The sequence below is a fragment of the Halomonas ventosae genome, from assembly GCF_004363555.1.
Lineage (GTDB): Bacteria > Pseudomonadota > Gammaproteobacteria > Pseudomonadales > Halomonadaceae > Halomonas > Halomonas ventosae.
On sequence record NZ_SNZJ01000007.1, the window covers coordinates 138,654 to 155,345 of the forward strand.

Consider the following 16,692-nt stretch of genomic DNA (forward strand, 5'->3'; position numbering starts at 1 on the left):
CCTGGTCCGGGACCCTAGCCGGCATCGAGCCAGCCCAGGACCGCCGCGTGCAGTCGCCGGGCCTGCGCCCCGTCGAGCCCGGGTGCCGTCATCTCGCGGCCCGTCATCTCGGGGCCTGCATCTGTTGGCATCTCGATGCCGATGATCCGGATGCCCGCCCGGAAGAGCCCCAGGGCCTCGACCAGCGCCAGGGTGCCCGCCAGGTCGAGGCCGTGGGAGGACAGCCGAGCGGCGGCTGTGGGGAGCTCCGCCGGCGAAAAGGCCTTGAGGGTGCCGGGCGGCCCCTGGCCCCGCATGGCGTCGACCAGCAGCAGGCGGTCGCGTGGCGTCACCGCGTGCAGGAAGAGGTCGACGGGCTGGTCGAGTCGCGCGACCGTGAGGTCATCGCGCTCGCACAGCGCATCACCCAGCCACTCGGCGGCGAGCCAGCCCAGCCGGTCCCCGCCATGGGGCGAGCCGAGCCCGAAGAGATAGGCATGGCCCCCGGGCCGACCGTCTGCGGTGTTGGTCTCGGTCGCGCCCGGGGCATTCCTGCGGGGCTTATCTTCGCCAGTCATTTTCTCGCAAGTCATTTTCTCGCAAGACACGGAAGTCCAGGAAGTGGGTGGCGCAGGAGATGCAGGGGTCGTAGTTGCGGATCACCATCTCGCCGTGCAGGCGCAGGGCATCGTCGTCACGCTCCAGGCCGAAGCGCGTGAGGCTCGCCGCGAGGTCCTCCTCCATCCGCGCCTGGTTCTGGCTGGTCGGGGGGACGATCCGGGCCTCGACGACCCGGGCCTGATCGTCCAGCGCATAGCGGTGCCAGAGGATGCCGCGGGGGGCCTCGGTGCAGCCGACGCCGACCCCGGCCCGGGCGGGCGCCTCGGCATGGGGCTCGGCGGCGGGGTCGTAGTCCTCGGTGAGGCGCAGCGCCTCGGCGAGGGCGACATGCATCTCCACCGCCCGGGCGACGATGCTGTGGAACATGTTGCGGCTGGGAAAGCGCACGCCGAGGTCGTCGAGCAGCTCTCGCAGCTCCTCGGGCAGCCGGTCGAGGTTGTTGTTGAGCCGGGCCAGTGGCCCCACCAGGTAGGGGTGGCCGTCGAGCTGGGCGTGCAGGGCGGTGGAGTGGGGGACCTGGAACTCCCGGAAGCGCTGCTCGAAGTCGGCCGGGTCAAGGTCGAGCCCCTGGTCGGAGACGATGCGGCCCGCGGTGATGGGGTAGTCGTGGTCATGGCGCAGCGAGACGGAGACGAAGTCCTGGTCGTCCTCGGGCAGCGGCAGGCCGGCTACCCAGGTGATCAGCTCGCGGGCCTCCTCGAGGCCCGCAGCCAGGTGCTCTCGAAGGGCATCGATGGCCGCCGCGTCGGGGGCATGGAAGAAGCCGCCCGGACAGATGCCGACCGGGTGCACCGAGCGGCCGCCGAAGGTGCGGATGATCTCGTTGCCGAGCCCCTGCAGGCGCAGGCCGCGGCGCACCTCGTCCGGGTAGTCCCGGGCCATCGCCGGGGCACTCTCGTAGCCGAGGAAGTCGGGGGCGGCCAGCAGGTGGATGTGCAGGCTGTGGCTCTGCAGCCACTCGCCGCAGTACATCACCCGGCGCATCGCCTCCACCCAGGGGCTCGGCGTGACGCCGAGGATCGACTCGATCGCCGCCACCGCACTCATCTGGTAGGCCACGGGGCAGATGCCGCAGATGCGGGCCACGCTGTCGATCACGTCCTGGGTGCTGCGCCCCTCGAGCAGCTTCTCGAACAGCCGGGGCGGCTCGAAGATGCGCAGCGTCAGCGCCTCGATCCGGCCGGCCGCGATGCGGATGTCCAGCGCCCCCTCGCCCTCGACCCGCGCCAGGATGGGTACATGGATCTCGCCGGTTCGCGTGTCGTGACTCATCCCTGCTCCTCCTCGCCGCCCTGACGCGTGATGACCCGGGCCTGCCAGTCCAGGCCCTCGCTCCGGAACGGTTCGGCATGGCCGTTGATGAACAGCAGGCGCCGGGCGATGTCGCCTGCCGGCATGCCGGTATCGGCCAGGTGGCTGGCCAGGGCCGAGACGTTGGCCTGGACGGCGGGCCCGTAGCAGGCGTAGCAGTCGCGCTGCCAGCGGGGGCAGATCGCGCCGCAGCCGGTGCTGGTGACCGGGCCCATGCAGGGCTGGCCCTTGGCGACCATCACGCACACCGCCTGCTGGCGCTTGCACTCCATGCAGACCGCACTGTGGTCGACCCGGGGCAGATGGCCGGCCAGCAGCGACTTGGTGGCGCCGAGCACCTGTTCGCCGCTGACCGGGCAGCCCCAGAGTTCCAGGTCGACCTTGACGCTCTCGGCAATCGGGGTCGAGTCGGCGAGCAGGTCGATATGCTCGGGCTGGGCATAGACCCCGGATACCCACTCATCGGCGTCGTGGAGGTTGCGCAGCGCCTGGATGCCGCCGGCGGTGGCACAGGCGCCGATGGTGACCAGGTAGCGACTGCGCTGGCGGATGCCGCGCAGGCGAGCGGCGTCCTGGGAGGTGGCCACGCTGCCCTCGACGAAGGCGATTTCGACCTCGGCCTCCTCGTCGACCGGCCCGGCCTCGGCGAAGTGCAGGATATCGACGGTCTCGGCCAGGGCCAGCAGGGGCTCGCCCAGGTTGAGGAAGGCCAGCTGGCAGCCGTCGCAGGAGCTGAACTTGTGCACGGCGATGCGTGGGCGGCGGGTCGCGGTGGCCATGGTCAGACTCCCTTGTGCGACAGGTAGGGCGCCAGTTCCCGGCAGGTGAAGACCGGGCCGTCACGGCACACGAACTTGGGCCCCAGCTGGCAGCGGCCGCAGGAGCCGATGGCGCAGTGCATGTTGCGCTCCATGCTGAGCCAGATCCGCTCTTCCGGCACCTGGCGCTCGCGCATCGCCTTGATCACCGCCCGCATCATGCCCTCGGGCCCGCAGATGAAGACCGAGCAGCGCGCCGGGTCGAAGTCGATGCGCTCGAAGAACTGGGTCACCGGTCCGGTATGCCAGGGCCAGAACGTATCGCCGGTGTCGGCGGTCAGGTAGACCTCGACGTCGGGGTGCCAGCGCCAGGCGTCGTAGCGGTCGCGCCAGATCAGGTCGTTGGAGTGTTTGACCCCCTGGATGATATGCAGCCGGCCGTAGCGTCCGCGTCGGTGCAGGACGTACTCGATCAGCGAGACCGACGGCGCGCAGCCCAGCCCGCCGGTGACAATCAGCAGGTCGGTACCCTCGGCCTCCTCCGTGGGCCAGCCGCGACCGTAGGGGCCGCGCAGGCCGAGCCGGTCGCCGACCTCGAGCCGCCCCAGGTTGCGGGTGACCGAGCCGACCTTGCGGATGGTGTGGTCGATCATCGCCCGCTCGTCGGGGTCGGAGACGATGGAGATCGGCACCTCGCCCATGCCCGGCAGGTAGAGCATGTTGAACTGGCCCATCGTGAAGCGGTAGGCGGCCTGCACCTCGGGGTCGGTGAAGCGCAGCTGCAGGCTGAACATGTCCGGGGTCTCGTCCCTGCAGCCGACGACCTCGGCCTCGAAGGGCACCAGCGCGCTGGTCATGGCGTGTCCTCCCCATCGGGGGCCTTGGAAAGCGCCTCCAACTCTTCGGTCACGTCGATGCCCACCGGGCACCAGGCGATGCAGCGGCCGCAGCCCACGCAGCCGCTGCGGCCGTACTGCTCCACCCAGGTGCCGAACTTGTGGGTCAGCCACTGCCGATAGCGCTGGGGCCGCTCGGCGCGGATGACGGTACCATGGATGTAGCTGTGGTCGGGGTCGAAGCAGCTGCCCCACTGCCGGCCGTGGCTGGCCGTCTGGCCGTCCAGGGAGAGTTCGTCGACGTGGGTCTGGCAGAAGCAGGTGGGGCAGACCGCGGTGCAGTTGCCGCAGGTCAGGCATCGGTCGTTGAGGCTCTGCCAGTGCGGATGGTCGACGGCCGCCTGCAGCATCTCCGGGAGCGAGGTGTCGGGCAGGCCGCGCGTCTGCTGGCGGGTGGCACGCTCGACCCCGGCCTCCACCTGCTCGAGCTGGTCATGGCTTGCCAGGGTCGTCTCCAGGGTGTCGAGGATGGCCTGGCCCTCCTGGGTGTGGGCCTCCACCACGAAGCCGTCGTCGAGTTCCGAGAGCGCCAGGTCGAAGCCGTGCTGGGCCCGCGGGCCATCCCCGGTAGCGGTACAGAAGCAGGTGGCCGCGGAGCGCATGCAGTTGACGGCGACCAGGAAGAGGTTCTGGCGTCGCTCGCGATAGTGCGGGTCCGGGTGGGCGTCATGCAGGAAGTGGCGGTCATGGATCGCCAGCGCCGCGAGATCGCAGGCGCGTACGCCAATGACCGCCGTCGGCTGGGCCTCGGGGGGCTGCTCGCGAAACACCAGGCGGCCGTCGGGCTGTCGCTCGCTTCGCCACAGGGTCTCGCGAGGGGCAAAGGTCAGCGGTTTGATCGCCTGGGGGCCGGTGGCCCAGTCGAAGACGCGTCCGGAGTCGGTGCGCTCGAGCCGGTAGCGGCCGGGGGCCTGGTCGTCGATGATCCCGACAGGCAGCTGCTCCACCGCCGAGAGGGGCTCGAAGAGGATGGCATGGTCGCGCACCCGGGGCCCGATGACCTCATAGCCCGCCTCCACCAGCCGGTCGAGGAGTGACTGGAGGCGCTCGCGGGCGAGAAAGTGCCGTACCTTCATGGTGCCGTGTCCCCTTCAACGATCGTCAGGTGGCGGGCGCCGCCTCGCTCAGCAGATGCGCGGCAGCGGGTCGTCCTCGAGCTCCTGCAGGAGGCGCTCGCCGCCCCACTCGTTGACCAGCAGCAGCCGGTCGTGGTGCGGGTCGAGTGCGCCGATCCGCTGCGTCCCTCGCCCCTGCGGCAATGCCTGCCAGCGGCGCAGGGCCTCGTCGGCCTCGTCCTCGGCCACGATGGCGACCACCCGCCCCTCGCAGGCCAGATAGAGGGGGTCGTAGCCCAGCATGTCGCAGACGCTGCGCACGCTGCCACGGATCGGCAGGCGTGGCTCCTCGAGCGTCACGCCGAGCCCTGTGGCCTGGATCACCTCGTGCAGCACCGTCGCGAGGCCGCCGCGGGTCGGGTCGCGCATGAAGCGCAGGCCGGGCATCGTCAGCAGCGCCCGGGTCAGGGGCAGCACGCTGGCGCTGTCGGAGGCCAGGTTGCCGCTCAGGCCGAATTCCTCGCGGGCCAGCATCACGGCGATGCCATGATCGCCCAGCGGCCCGCTGACCAGCACCGCATCCCCCGCACGAATGCCGCCGGTGCCGAGGGTAAGCCCGGCGGGCCGCGTGCCGATCCCGGACACGCCGAAGTAGAGCCCGCCGCAGAGCCCGCGCGGTAGAACCTTGGTGTCGCCGGCCACCACCTGGACATCGCAGGCCCTGGCGGCCTTGGCCAGGCTGGCAACGATCCGCTCGAGCGCCTCGAGCGGCAGCCCCTCCTCCAGGAAGGCGTTGAGGCTCAGGTAGCGCGGGGTCGCCCCGCAGACGGCGAGGTCGTTGACGGTGCCGTGCACCGCCAGGCTGCCGATGTCGCCCCCGGCGAAGAACAGCGGCTGCACGGTGACCCCGTCGCTGGTGAAGACCAGCTCGTGGTCGCCGTCCGGGAAGGGGGGCAGGATGGCGGCATCGGCCAGCGGCGCCAGCCAGGGATTGCCCAGCTGGCGGATGAACATCGCATCGATCAGCTGGCGCATGAGGCGCCCGCCGTTGCCGTGGGCCAGGGTGACGGTGGCCGTGTCGGGACCGGGCTGGGTCACTCACTCCTCCTCATGCCGTGACAGTCGGGCCAGGCCCTCCATGACCTGGCCGACACTGATGGCGGCGTCGTTGCAGGGCAGCCGTTCGTGCAGGAGCACCCTGAAGCCGTCCTCCTCCAGGGCTGCCACGGCCCCCTCGGTCAGCCGGCGATTCTGGAACACGCCACCGGTGAGGCCGAGGGTCTCCACCCCGGTCGCCTCCCGAGCCGCCCCGGCCTGGCGGCACAGCACCCGCACCAGGGTGGCATGGAAGTCCGCGGCGCGCCGTTCCGGGGCGAGGCGTGCGTCATGGAGGTGACGGATCAGCGGGCGCCAGTCACAGCGTAGCACCCCGTCCGGGTCGCGTCGGTGGGGAAGCTTGAGCGGCTGGCCGTCGCGCTCCTCGTTGCTCTGGGCCAGCGCCTCGAGCCGCATGGCGGCCTGGGCCTCGTGGCTGACCCGTGGCATCGGGACGAGCAGGGCCGCGGCGGCATCGAACAGCCGGCCCACGGCGGAACAGGCGGGGGCATTGAGGCGCCGCTCCCAGGCCGCTCGCAGCAGGGCCAGCTCCTCGCCGGTGCCCTCGGCGACCGGCCCCTCGAGGCCGCTCTGCCAGCCCAGGGTGGTGGCCAGGCGCCAGGGCTCCCGGATGGCCGCCTCCCCGCCGGGCAGGGCAAAGGGCGCGAACGACGCATGGCGTTGCCAGTGGCCGGGGCGGCCGAGCAGGGCCTCGCCACCCCACAGGGTGCCGTCCGGGCCCAGCCCGGTGCCGTCCCAGGTGAACACCAGGGTCGGTTCCCGGAAGCGGCCGTGCTCCCCGCACAGGGCGGCAGCATGGGCGTGGTGATGGGCGACCTCCCGGCACGCCAGGCCGCTGTCGCGGGCCCAGCGGGTGCTGTGGTAGCCACGGTGGGCATCATGCAGGACGAGCTCGGGGCGCACGCCATACAGCCCGGCCAGAGTCTCGATCTGCCGCGCGAAGGCCTGCTGGGTGCGCAGCGCCGACAGCTCGCCGATGTGCGGCGACAGCACCAGCCGTGCCTCCCAGGCCAGGCAGACCGTGCTCTTCTGCTGGGCACCCACGGCGAGCACGGCCCGGGGCAGGCGCCAGGGCAGCTCGAGCTCGAGGGGGCTGCTGCCCCGCCCCGGACGCAGCGGCCGCGCCCTGCCGGCGATGGGCCGCCGGATGCCGTCATCCACGGGGTGCAGGATGGGGCGGTCATGGTGCAGGAAGGCATCGGCCACCCGGCCCAGGCGCTGCTCCGCCATGGCCCGGTCGGCGATGATCGGCTCGCCGGCGACATTGGCCGAGGTGGCGACCAGCGGGCGCGCCAGGGCCTCCATCAGCAGGTGGTGCAGGGGCGCATAGGGCAGCAGTACGCCGACCTCGTCGAGCCCGGGGGCGAGGCCCGCCTCGAGCCCGTGGTCGGCCCGCAGCGGGAGCAGCACCACCGGCCGCTCGTCGGCGAGCAGGGCCTCGGCGGCTGCCGGGTCCAGCCGGGCATGGCGGCGCACGACCTCCAGGCCATCCTCGCCCTGCCACGGGACCATCACGGCGAACGGCTTGTGCGGCCGATGCTTGCGCTCGCGCAGGGTCGCCAGCGCCGCCGGGTTGCCGGCATCGGCCATCAGGTGGTAGCCACCGACCCCCTTCACGGCGACGATCCGGCCTTCGGCCAGCGCCGCTATGGCGGCCGCCAGCGCCTCCCCGGGATCCGTGAGCGTCCGGTTGCCCTCCACGCCCCCCTCTACAAACGTCAGCCGCGGCCCGCACTGCGGGCAGCCGATCGACTGGGCATGGAAGCGTCGGCTCTGGGGGTCGTCGTATTCCCGCCGGCACTCGGGGCAGAGCGGAAAGGCCTTGAGGCTGGTGCGTGCCCGATCGTAGGGCAGCCGCTCGATCACGCTGTAGCGCGGGCCGCACTGGTCGCAGTGGGTGAAGGGGTAGCCGTGGTGGCGGTCCTGCGGGTCGTGCATCTCCGCCAGGCACGCCGGGCACACCGGGGTGTCCAGTGGCAGGTGGATCGCGCCGCCCGGGTCGCCGTCGCTCTGCCGGATCACGAACGGTCGGGCCGCGTCCGGCGGGCTCAGCGTCGCCGGGATCGTCTCGCGGCGAGCGAGGCGCGGGCGCGCCAGCCGCGGCGCCTCGGCGAGCAGTGCCCGCTCGAAGGCGTCCAGCCGGTCGGCGCTTCCCTGGGCCTCGATCACCACCTTGCCGCCGCTGTTGCGCACCTGGCCCGCGAGGTCCCGCCGGCTGGCCAGCCGCTGGACGAAGGGCCGGAACCCCACGCCCTGGACCACGCCGGCCAGCACCCAGCGTCGCGCCTCCTGGTCGGGGGCTCTCTCGATCGGGGCTGTCTCACCAGGGTCAGTCTCACCAGGGTCAGTCGCACCAGGGGCAGCTTCGACCGGGGTGGCGGCGATCCGCCCGGCGGGCGCGTCCTGCGTCGGCCGAACGCCGTGGCTCCACCAGATCCGGCAGGCGCCCTCCTCGGAGACCATGCAGGGGCCCACCGGGCTCTCGGGCCGGCAGGCGCTGCCGTAGAGCCGGCACTGCGGTGGCCGGATCCGGCCCAGCACCACCTCGGCGCAGTCGCAGCCGGGCGGCATCTCGCCGCGCCGTGCGTAGGCGGCCTCGAACACCCCGGGAAAGTGTCGGCGGGCATCTCGCTCGGCCAGGGTCGTCGTGCAGCCGTAGCCGGAGTCGGGCAGGGGGCCGATGCCGCGCCACTCGGCGTCGGTGATCTCGAACAGCTCGCCCATCAGCGCCTGTGCCCGACGGTTGCCGGCGGCGGTGACGCACTGCGGGTAGGCGTTGTCGAGCCGCGGGGCCCGGTCGAGCGCCTGCCTGAGTACCGCATGCAGGCCCGCCAGGATCAGGCCGGGGGTGAAGCCGGCCACGGCAGTGGGCAGCCCGTGCGCCTCGGGCACGAAGCGCCACTGCTCGGCGCCCATGATGGTGGCCACATGCCCCGGGGCGATCAGCGCATCGAAGCCTGGCGCGCCGTCCTCGAGCAGGTGGGCGATGGCCGGCCAGGTCTGGCGGGCGCTGAGCAGCAGCAGCAGGTTATCCGGCAGGTCCGTGCGGGAGAAGAGGGCGGCGATCGGTGCCGTGGTCGTCTCGAAGCCGGCGGCGAAGAAGACCACTCGCTTTCCGGGATGCTGGCGGGCCAGCGTCAGCACTTCGCCGGGGGAGGCGACCGGGACCACCCGGCCGCCGAGGGCGCGGGCGGCCTGCAGGGAGCGCGGCTCCCGCCGGGGGGCATTGCAGGGCACCCGGACCATGTCGCCGAAGGTGGCGACGATGACGTCGTCCGCGAGGCTCAGGGCCACCGCGGCATGGATGTCCTCCTCGGGGCAGACACAGACGGGGCAACCCGGCCCGGGGATCAGTTCCAGGTAGTCGGGCAGCACCTTGCGCAGGCCGGCATGGGTGATGGTGCGCTCGTGGCCGCCGCAGACGTTCATGATCCGCAGGTGACCCGATGCCGGCCGGGGCAGGGCGCGGATCCGGTCCAGCCACTCGCCGGGCGTGGGGAGCGCCATGGCTCAGGCGAGGCCCTGGGGGCGAGTCAGCAGGCACGCCTCCTTGGCGGGAGGCGCCGGGTGGAAGGCCGGTCGGCGCCGCTCGGCCAGGCCGGCCTCGAGCCATTCCAGCCAGGCGTCGAGCGGTCCCGACTTGCTGCTCAGCGCCATCACCGGGGCCGCAGAGGCGAGCCGGTGCATGTGCGCCGCCACCGCCTCGACATCGAAGTCGTCGAGGACCGGCAGCAGGTCGGTCTTGGTGACCAGCACCAGGTCGCTGGCGCGGAACATCACCGGGTACTTGAGCGGCTTGTCGTCGCCCTCCGGGGTCGAGAGCAGGGTGACGTTGGCATGCTGGCCGAGGTCGAAGCTCGCGGGGCAGACCAGGTTGCCGACGTTCTCGATGAACAGGAGGTCCAGGGCGTCCAGTGGCAGCGCATGGGCCGCGCGATGCACCATGGCGGCATCCAGGTGGCAGGCGCTGCCGGTGGTGATCTGGACCGCAGGCACGCCCCGGGCGCGGATGCGCCGGGCGTCGTTCTCGGTTTCCAGGTCGCCCTCGATCACCGCGAGGCGGTAGCGGGTGCCCAGCGCCTCGATGGTGGCCTCCAGCAGGCTGGTCTTGCCGGCGCCGGGGGAGGACATCAGGTTGACGACCAGCAGCCCGGCGCGGTCGAAGTGCTCGCGGTTATGGCGCGCCACCTCGTCGTTGTGGACCTTCAGGCCCTCGAGGACCTCCACGGTATGGACGTCGTGCTCGTTCGAGGCGTGCTGCAGGTGGTCGGGAAGGGCGCAGCCGCAGGTCTGGCACACGATGAGGCTCCTGTTATCCGGTGGGAGGGAGAGGGGTGTCGGCGAGGTCGACGCTGACCAGCAGGAGCTCGTCGCCGCCGGTCAGCCGGGTCTGCCAGTGCCCGCAGCGCGGGCAGCTCAGGTCGTTGACGCTGGCCTCGGCCTCCTGAGCGCAGCGGGGGCAGTGCACCCGGACCGGACAGCGGGTCATCTCCAGCCGTGCCCCCTCGGCGAGGGTATGGCGGCTGGCCAGCGGAAAGGCCTCGTGCATCAGCGCGGCCTCGACCCCGGAGAGCGGCCCGATGCGCAGGCAGACACGGCGGATGCCCAGCGCGCCATGCTCGGCGGCGACCCGGCTGGCCTGGCGGACCAGCGAGCGGCACAGGCTCAGCTCATGCACGTCCGTCGTCCGCCTCTGCGGGGGTGGCATCGTCCATCTCGTCGAGAAGCCGCCAGGTCGCCAGGGCCTCCTCGGGGTCCAGTCGCTGGAGGGCGTAACCGACATGCACGATGACGTAGTCGCCCACGGCGAGGGCCTGGTCCTGCACCAGCATCAGGTCGATGTCGCGCTCGATGCCGCGTGAGGCCGCGCGCGCCGTGTCGCCGTCGATGCGGGTGATCTGCATGGGAATCGCCAGGCACATGATGCGCGTCGGCCCTCCTCGGCAGGTGGCGTGATGGTCGCGGATGGCATGACTCCACCCCCTGACACTGACTATAGGAGATGGGGGCCTTTCGGACATGTCCCGCCAGCCAACGGCGCCGCCGCCTGCGGCGAGGCGGGCAGCGAAGGTCATGGCGGCGTCACCAGGCCGGGTGATGCGCGCCACTTTCTGCTATGCTGGCGGCCTCCGATCATCGCTTCCACGGCCCCGGCCCGATGGCGCCCACCCTCCTCGCGCCCTGTCCCGGTGCCCGCCTTCCCTTGCAGGTCTATCCACGTGTCTGATTCCTCTCCCGATTTCGCCACGCTGTCGCTGGCGCCGGAACTGCTCGCCAACCTCGCCTCGCTGGGCTATCACGCCATGACGCCGATCCAGGCCGAGAGCCTGCCGCCCATGCTGGCGGGCCGCGACGTGATCGCCCGGGCGAAGACCGGCTCGGGCAAGACCGCCGCCTTCGGCCTGGCGCTGCTGTCGCGGCTGTCGGTGGCGGACTTCCGGGTGCAGGGGCTGGTGCTCTGTCCGACCCGCGAGCTGGCGGACCAGGTGGCCGGCGAGATTCGCCGCCTGGCGCGCAGCCTGCCCAACGTCAAGGTGCTGACCCTGTGCGGCGGGGCCCCGTTGGGGCCGCAGCTGGCGTCGCTTGAGCATGGCGCGCACATCGTCGTCGGCACCCCGGGGCGGGTGGAGGAGCACCTGCGCAAGGGCTCGCTGGCCCTGGGGGCGCTCGAGACCCTGGTACTGGACGAGGCCGACCGCATGCTCGACATGGGCTTCCAGGCGGCCATGGAGGCGATCATCGCCGAGACCCCGGCGGACCGCCAGATGCTGCTGTTCAGCGCCACCTATGCCGAGGGCATCCGACCCATCGCCGAGCGGCTGATGCGCGAACCGGTCAGCGTGGAGGTGGCCGAGCCCCACGACGCCACCACGATCCGCCAGCACTTCTACCGGGTGGCGGACGAGTCGGCCCGCTTCGAGGCGCTGCGCCGCCTGCTGCTGCACTTTCGACCCGCCTCGAGCGTGGTGTTCTGCAATACCAAGCGCGAGACCGACGAGGTCGCCGAGGCCCTGAACGACGCGGGCTTCAGCGCCCTGGCGTTGCATGGCGACCTGGAGCAGCGCGACCGCGACCGCCTGCTGGTGCTGTTCGCCAATGGCAGCGCCTCTATCCTGGTGGCCACTGACGTGGCCGCCCGCGGACTCGACATCGACGCCCTGGACGCGGTGTTCAACTACCGCATCGCCCGTGAGCTCGAGGTGCATGTCCACCGTGTCGGGCGCACCGGCCGGGCGGGCGGCTCCGGGACCGCCTATACCCTGCTCACCGAGCAGGAGGACTACCGCCTGGCGCGGCTCGCCGAGTTGCTCGGGGAGCGCCTGGAGACCGAGCCACTGCCCCCCCGCGCGGTGCTGGAGCGCCAGCCCTTCCGACCCGCCATGGCGACCCTGCAACTGGGGGCCGGCAAGAAGCAGAAGCTGCGACCCGGCGACATCCTCGGCGCCCTGACCGGCGAGGGGGGGATCGCCGGGGATCAGGTGGGCAAGATCAAGGTGCTCGCCAACAGCGCCTACGTGGCCGTGCGGCGCGACGTCGCCGCGGCGGCCCTCGACCAGCTGGGAAACGGCAGGCTCAAGGGGCGCAGCTTCCGTGCCCGCCGCATCAGCCGCTGACCGGAAGCCAAACGAGATACGCCCGCGGGATACCCAGCCGACGGGTTCTATGCCAACGTGGTGACATGAAGATACCCAAGAGATTGCAACCGCTGGTCGACGACGGCCTGATCGACGCGGTCGAGAGCCAGCTGATGAGCGGCAAGGAAGCCCAGGTGTACGTGGTGCGCTCCCACGGCGAGCGGCGCTGTGCCAAGGTCTTCAAGGAGGCCAAGCAGCGCAGCTTCAAGCAGGCCGTGCAGTACCAGGAGGGGCGCAAGGAGCGCAACAGCCGCCGCTCCCGGGCGATGGCCAAGAAGACCCGCTACGGCCAGAAGGAGCAGGAACAGGCCTGGCTCAACGCCGAGGTCGATGCCCTCTACCGGCTGGCGGCGGCGGACGTGCGGGTGCCCAAGCCGTATGGCTTCGTCGACGGCGTGCTGCTGATGGAGATGATCACCGATGCAGAGGGCTTGAACGCGCCGCGGCTGGACGACGTGACCCTGACGCCCGAGGAGGCCCGGACCCATTACGCCAAGATCATCGGCGACGTGGTGCGCATGCTGTGTGCTGGCCTGATCCATGGCGACCTCTCCGAGTTCAACGTGCTGCTCTCTGACGATGGCCCGGTGGTCATCGACCTGCCCCAGGCGGTGGATGCCGCCGGCAACAACAGTGCCGAGAGGATGTTCGAGCGCGACGTCGACAACATGCGCCGCTACTTTGGTCGCTTCGCCCCGGAACTGCTGGCCACCGATTACGGCAAGGAGATCTGGGCGCTCTATGAGGCCGGCGACCTGCACCCGGACAGCCAGCTGACCGGCTGCTTCGAGCACGACACCGGCACCGTGGATGTGGACGAGCTGATGACCGTGATCGACGACGTGCGCGAGGAGGAGGCCGCGCGGCGTGCCGCGCTGTCCCGGAACGATGAGCCCGGCGTCGAGGAGGCCGCCGAGGCCTGGCGGGAGTCCCACGGCGAGCGCTGAGGCCCGTGCTCGCGTCGCTCCCCGTTCCTGGCTCGACTACGCTGTAGGCGAGCGTCGCCCGACGCGGGCGACCCCGGCCAACGACGAGGAGACGGCAATGAACAAGTGGATAGCGGGCCTGGCCCTGGCGGGTGGCATGCTGCTGGCCGGTCCGGCCCTGGCCCAGATGGAACGCGCCTCGGCGCCGGAGGGCACCGAGGTCTACTTCATCTCGCCGGAGGAGGGGGCCACCGTCGAGACTCCGCTGACCGTGCGCATGGGCCTCAAGGGCATGGGCGTGGCGCCCGCCGGCACCCAGGCCGACGGCACCGGCCACCACCACCTGCTGGTGGACACGCCGCTGGACGAGGTGGATCTCGACCAGCCCCTGCCGGCCAATGACGCGATGCGCCACTTCGGCGGCGGCCAGACCGAGACCACCCTGGACCTCGAGCCCGGCGAGCATACCCTGCAGCTGCTGTTCATGGATGCCAACCATGTCAGCTTCGACCCGCCGGTCACCTCCGATCCCATCACCATCACGGTGGAATGACCCGCCCCAGTCGGGCGCTCCCGCGGCGCCCGACTCCTCTCGATCATCAGGCCTCTGCCCTGCGTGATGATGCCACCTGACCCTCGCGACTGATTTTTCGCCTTCCGGCTGGCACTGCCAGGCTCATGGCACTGTACTGAGGAGTGCACTGGAAGGTGAAGCGGCTCAGGGAGGACTCCGGAGTTCCGGGAGGGCGTATGCCCTGCTGGCGATGACCTGGTGGAACGTGTGGCCACCGCCGCGATGCTCCCTCCCGCACGGGGAGGACAACGACAATGATGAACCTGACTGACGGCAAGATGGGGATGGCCGGGCCCTGCCTGGTCGTGCTGCTGGCGAGTCTGGCGGGACATGGCGTGGCCGTGGCCGACCAGGCGAAGATCGACGATGCTTTGGCGGCCGCCTGGCCGGGCATGGCGGAAGGCGCCCAGGTGGTCGACTGGGAAGGCAACGTGCTCAAGGAGGGCTCGAACGGCTATACCTGCCTGCCGACGCCGCCGAGCATGACCGGGACGGCGCCGATGTGTCTCGACGAGGCCTGGCAGGCGTGGGGACAGGCCTGGCAGAACAAGGAGCCGTTCGAGGCCGAGTCGATGGGTATCGCCTACATGCTGGCCGGCGACGAGGGGGCGAGCAACGTCGACCCCTACGCCGAGGGGCCCACGGACGACAACGAGTGGATCGTGGAGGGGGCGCACCTGATGCTTCTCGCCCCGGCGGCACTGCTCGAGGGCTACCCGACCGACCCACACAACGGCGGGCCCTACGTGATGTGGAAGGGCACGGACTACCAGCACCTGATGGTCCCCGTCGGGGCGCGTGACTGAGGCAGGAAGCGGTCGCGCTATCGCCAGTCGTCAGCGGCCGCTATGGCGTCCGCTGACGGCCATCACCGCCAGGGCGCCGGCCAGGGCGGCGCCGATCACCACCAGCGAGCCGGCCAGGCTCTCCATCAGCGCCGGTTCCACCAGCAGCACCCCGCCCAACGCCAGCATCACCATGCCGCCGATCAGCTTGAGCGTGCGGCCATGGGTCTCCTGCATGCGGCCGATGCGCAGGGTGACGATGGCGGTGCCCAGGATCAGGATCTCGTCGAGCAGGTAGACCAGCAGATAGGTGGCGAGCAGCCCGGCGAAGGCCGGGCCCTGGATGCCGGCCTCGGCCACCAGCGAGCTCCATATCACCGGGAAACCGGCAGTGCAGGGCAGCTCGATCAGCGCCACGCCGGCGGCCAGTACCAGCGTGGTCAGCAGCAAGGCGGGCAGGGAGCGCTCGCGGCGTACCTCGCGGCTGCCGCGGTAGATACGCGGCTTGAAGCGTTCGGGAATGCTGAACGAGAGGCCCTGCCGGAAGGCGAAGTAGTCCTTGACGTTGACCGCCCCGAAGACCAGCGCGAACAGCGCCACCACCAGCTGGATCCCGCTCAGGTGGCGGGCCACCGAGAGGGCGGCGAACACTCCGGCGATGAACAGCCCGTAGAGGCTGGCGGTGACCAGCAGGAAGGTGCCGCCTACCGCGGCGATGCGCGTCCGGGAGCCGCTGCCCAAGATCATCGCCAGCAGCACCGTGAGCACCCACAGCGAGCAGGGGTTGAAGCCGTCCACCGCGGCAATCAGCAGGGTGGCCACCAGCATCGGCTGCCCGGCCAGGTCGAGACGCCCGAGGGGCCCGAGGTCCAGGCGGTAGCGGCCCGAAGGGGCCTGGTGGGCGTCCGCCAGCTGCGCTTCAATGGCCTCGGCGATGGGCGGCGCGAAACCGACCCAGACCCGCTCACCGAGGATGAAGGTGGGCACGGCGTTGGGCACCTCGCCGCGCGCAGTCATCATCTCGATGAAGCGGGCGCGTCCGGCGGCATCCTGCACCACCTCGACCCGTGCCACCTCGAGCTCGGGATGGGTGCGCTCCAGCCTGTCCAGCCAGGCGGCCGCTTCACGGCAGAAGGGACAGTGCTCACGCCAGAAGTACCAGAGCGTGGTGGACTCCTGCTGGGCTGCTGCCGGGGCGGTATCGGCTCGGGCATCGGCGGCCAGCGGCAGCGTCAAGGCCAGCAGCAGCCAGGCCCACAGCGGCAGCAGGCAGCTCGGCATCGCGGGCCTCACGCCTCGCTTTCGATCTCGGCGTTGTGGAAGACGTTCTGCACGTCGTCCAGGTCGTTGAGGGTGTCGAGCAGCTTCTCGAACATTGCCACGTCGTCGCCCTCGACCGGGGTCACGGTCTGGGGCACGAACTGGATCTCGTCGACCTCGAAGTCGAGCTCGCCGAAGGCGTCGAGCAGCGCCTGCTTGGCCTTGGCGTACTCGGTATGCGGGGCGAAGACGGTGACATGGCCCGCCTCGCTCTCGATGTCGGTGACGTCGACATCGGCCTCCATCAGTGCCTCGAGCGTGGCCTCCTCGTCATCGCCGGGGAAGGCGAGGATGGCGCAGTGGTCGAACATGTGGCTGACGCTGCCGGGGGTGCCGAGCTTGCTCTTGGCCTTGTTGAAGCAGGCGCGCACGTCGCCGAAGGTGCGGTTCGGGTTGTCGGTCAGGCACTCGACGATGACCATGCAGTTGCCCGGCCCGAAGCCCTCGTAACGAGCCGGCGAGAAGTCCTCGCCACCCACGCCGGATGCCTTGTCCAGGGCCTTGTCGATCACGTGGCTGGGGACCTGATCCTTCTTGGCGCGCTCGATCAGCCCGCGCAGGGCCAGGTTGCCGGCGGGGTCGGTGCCGCCCTGCTTGGCGCAGACGTAGATCTCGCGGCCGTACTTGCTGTACACCTTGGTCTTGGCGGCGGCCGTCTTGGCCATGGATTCCTTGCGGTTCTGGAAGGCCCTGCCCATTGCATTGTCCTGTGGCGT

Annotated in this window: 16 protein-coding genes; 4 read left to right on the forward strand and 12 right to left on the reverse strand. The window is 71.1% G+C overall.

Annotation, left to right across the window (positions count from 1 at the left end):
- Window positions 1-14: 14 nt before the first annotated feature.
- The 10 genes from DFP85_RS07965 to DFP85_RS08010 are packed head-to-tail and all read right to left on the reverse strand — an operon-like array spanning window position 15 to window position 10,658.
- A complete protein-coding gene (locus tag DFP85_RS07965) occupies window positions 15-557 on the reverse strand; it encodes a hydrogenase maturation protease (protein ID WP_166644620.1) in 543 nt (180 codons plus the stop codon).
- Window positions 541-1,872, reverse strand: a complete 1,332-nt coding sequence (locus tag DFP85_RS07970) for a Ni/Fe hydrogenase subunit alpha (protein ID WP_133635767.1) — start codon at window positions 1,870-1,872, stop codon at window positions 541-543. Before DFP85_RS07970 ends, DFP85_RS07965 begins: the two co-directional genes overlap by 17 nt.
- Complete coding sequence (locus tag DFP85_RS07975) at window positions 1,869-2,690, reverse strand: NADH-quinone oxidoreductase subunit B family protein (RefSeq protein ID WP_133635768.1); 822 nt, start codon at window positions 2,688-2,690, stop codon at window positions 1,869-1,871. Before DFP85_RS07975 ends, DFP85_RS07970 begins: the two co-directional genes overlap by 4 nt.
- 2 nt (window positions 2,691-2,692) lie before the next feature.
- Window positions 2,693-3,526, reverse strand: coding sequence for an FAD/NAD(P)-binding protein (locus DFP85_RS07980; protein ID WP_133635769.1), 834 nt, complete (start codon window positions 3,524-3,526; stop codon window positions 2,693-2,695).
- Window positions 3,523-4,641: a 4Fe-4S dicluster domain-containing protein gene (locus DFP85_RS07985; protein WP_133635770.1), complete on the reverse strand. Its 1,119-nt coding sequence runs from the start codon at window positions 4,639-4,641 to the stop codon at window positions 3,523-3,525. Before DFP85_RS07985 ends, DFP85_RS07980 begins: the two co-directional genes overlap by 4 nt.
- A 48-nt stretch (window positions 4,642-4,689) precedes the next feature.
- A complete protein-coding gene (gene hypE / locus DFP85_RS07990) occupies window positions 4,690-5,718 on the reverse strand; it encodes a hydrogenase expression/formation protein HypE (protein ID WP_208108470.1) in 1,029 nt (342 codons plus the stop codon).
- A complete protein-coding gene (hypF, locus tag DFP85_RS07995; protein ID WP_208108471.1) occupies window positions 5,719-9,243 on the reverse strand; it encodes a carbamoyltransferase HypF in 3,525 nt (1,174 codons plus the stop codon).
- Window positions 9,244-9,246: 3 nt separating this feature from the next.
- Window positions 9,247-10,035, reverse strand: coding sequence for a hydrogenase nickel incorporation protein HypB (gene hypB / locus DFP85_RS08000; protein ID WP_133635771.1), 789 nt, complete (start codon window positions 10,033-10,035; stop codon window positions 9,247-9,249).
- 13 nt (window positions 10,036-10,048) lie between these two features.
- The gene (locus DFP85_RS08005) at window positions 10,049-10,414 is read right to left on the reverse strand and encodes a hydrogenase maturation nickel metallochaperone HypA/HybF (RefSeq protein ID WP_133635772.1); all 366 of its coding nucleotides are present in this window, start codon (window positions 10,412-10,414) and stop codon (window positions 10,049-10,051) included.
- Window positions 10,407-10,658 (reverse strand): HypC/HybG/HupF family hydrogenase formation chaperone, encoded by a 252-nt coding sequence (locus DFP85_RS08010; RefSeq protein ID WP_133635773.1) that lies wholly within the window; start codon window positions 10,656-10,658, stop codon window positions 10,407-10,409. The genes DFP85_RS08005 and DFP85_RS08010 overlap by 8 nt, the downstream gene beginning before the upstream one ends.
- Window positions 10,659-10,955: 297 nt before the next feature.
- On the opposite strand from DFP85_RS08010, the gene dbpA reads away from it, so the two are divergent.
- The 4 genes from dbpA to DFP85_RS08030 all read left to right on the forward strand — a co-directional run bounded on the left by dbpA (window position 10,956) and on the right by DFP85_RS08030 (window position 14,677).
- On the forward strand, window positions 10,956-12,350 hold the full coding sequence (gene dbpA / locus DFP85_RS08015) for an ATP-dependent RNA helicase DbpA (protein WP_133635774.1): 1,395 nt from the start codon (window positions 10,956-10,958) through the stop codon (window positions 12,348-12,350).
- A 65-nt stretch (window positions 12,351-12,415) separates the two neighbouring features.
- A complete protein-coding gene (locus tag DFP85_RS08020) occupies window positions 12,416-13,318 on the forward strand; it encodes a PA4780 family RIO1-like protein kinase (protein ID WP_133635775.1) in 903 nt (300 codons plus the stop codon).
- Between the two features lie 97 nt (window positions 13,319-13,415).
- The gene (locus DFP85_RS08025; RefSeq protein WP_133635776.1) at window positions 13,416-13,850 is read left to right on the forward strand and encodes a DUF4399 domain-containing protein; all 435 of its coding nucleotides are present in this window, start codon (window positions 13,416-13,418) and stop codon (window positions 13,848-13,850) included.
- 275 nt (window positions 13,851-14,125) lie between these two features.
- Complete coding sequence (locus DFP85_RS08030; RefSeq protein WP_208108473.1) at window positions 14,126-14,677, forward strand: hypothetical protein; 552 nt, start codon at window positions 14,126-14,128, stop codon at window positions 14,675-14,677.
- 30 nt (window positions 14,678-14,707) lie between these two features.
- Here the strand turns inward: DFP85_RS08030 and DFP85_RS08035 are convergent, their stop codons facing one another.
- Together DFP85_RS08035 and DFP85_RS08040 are read right to left on the reverse strand one after the other, a co-directional pair.
- Window positions 14,708-15,937 carry a thioredoxin gene (locus DFP85_RS08035; protein WP_133635777.1) on the reverse strand — a complete coding sequence of 410 codons (1,230 nt, stop codon included), beginning with the start codon at window positions 15,935-15,937 and terminating at the stop codon, window positions 14,708-14,710.
- An 8-nt stretch (window positions 15,938-15,945) separates the two neighbouring features.
- Window positions 15,946-16,674: a YebC/PmpR family DNA-binding transcriptional regulator gene (locus DFP85_RS08040; RefSeq protein WP_133635778.1), complete on the reverse strand. Its 729-nt coding sequence runs from the start codon at window positions 16,672-16,674 to the stop codon at window positions 15,946-15,948.
- Window positions 16,675-16,692 lie beyond the last annotated feature (18 nt).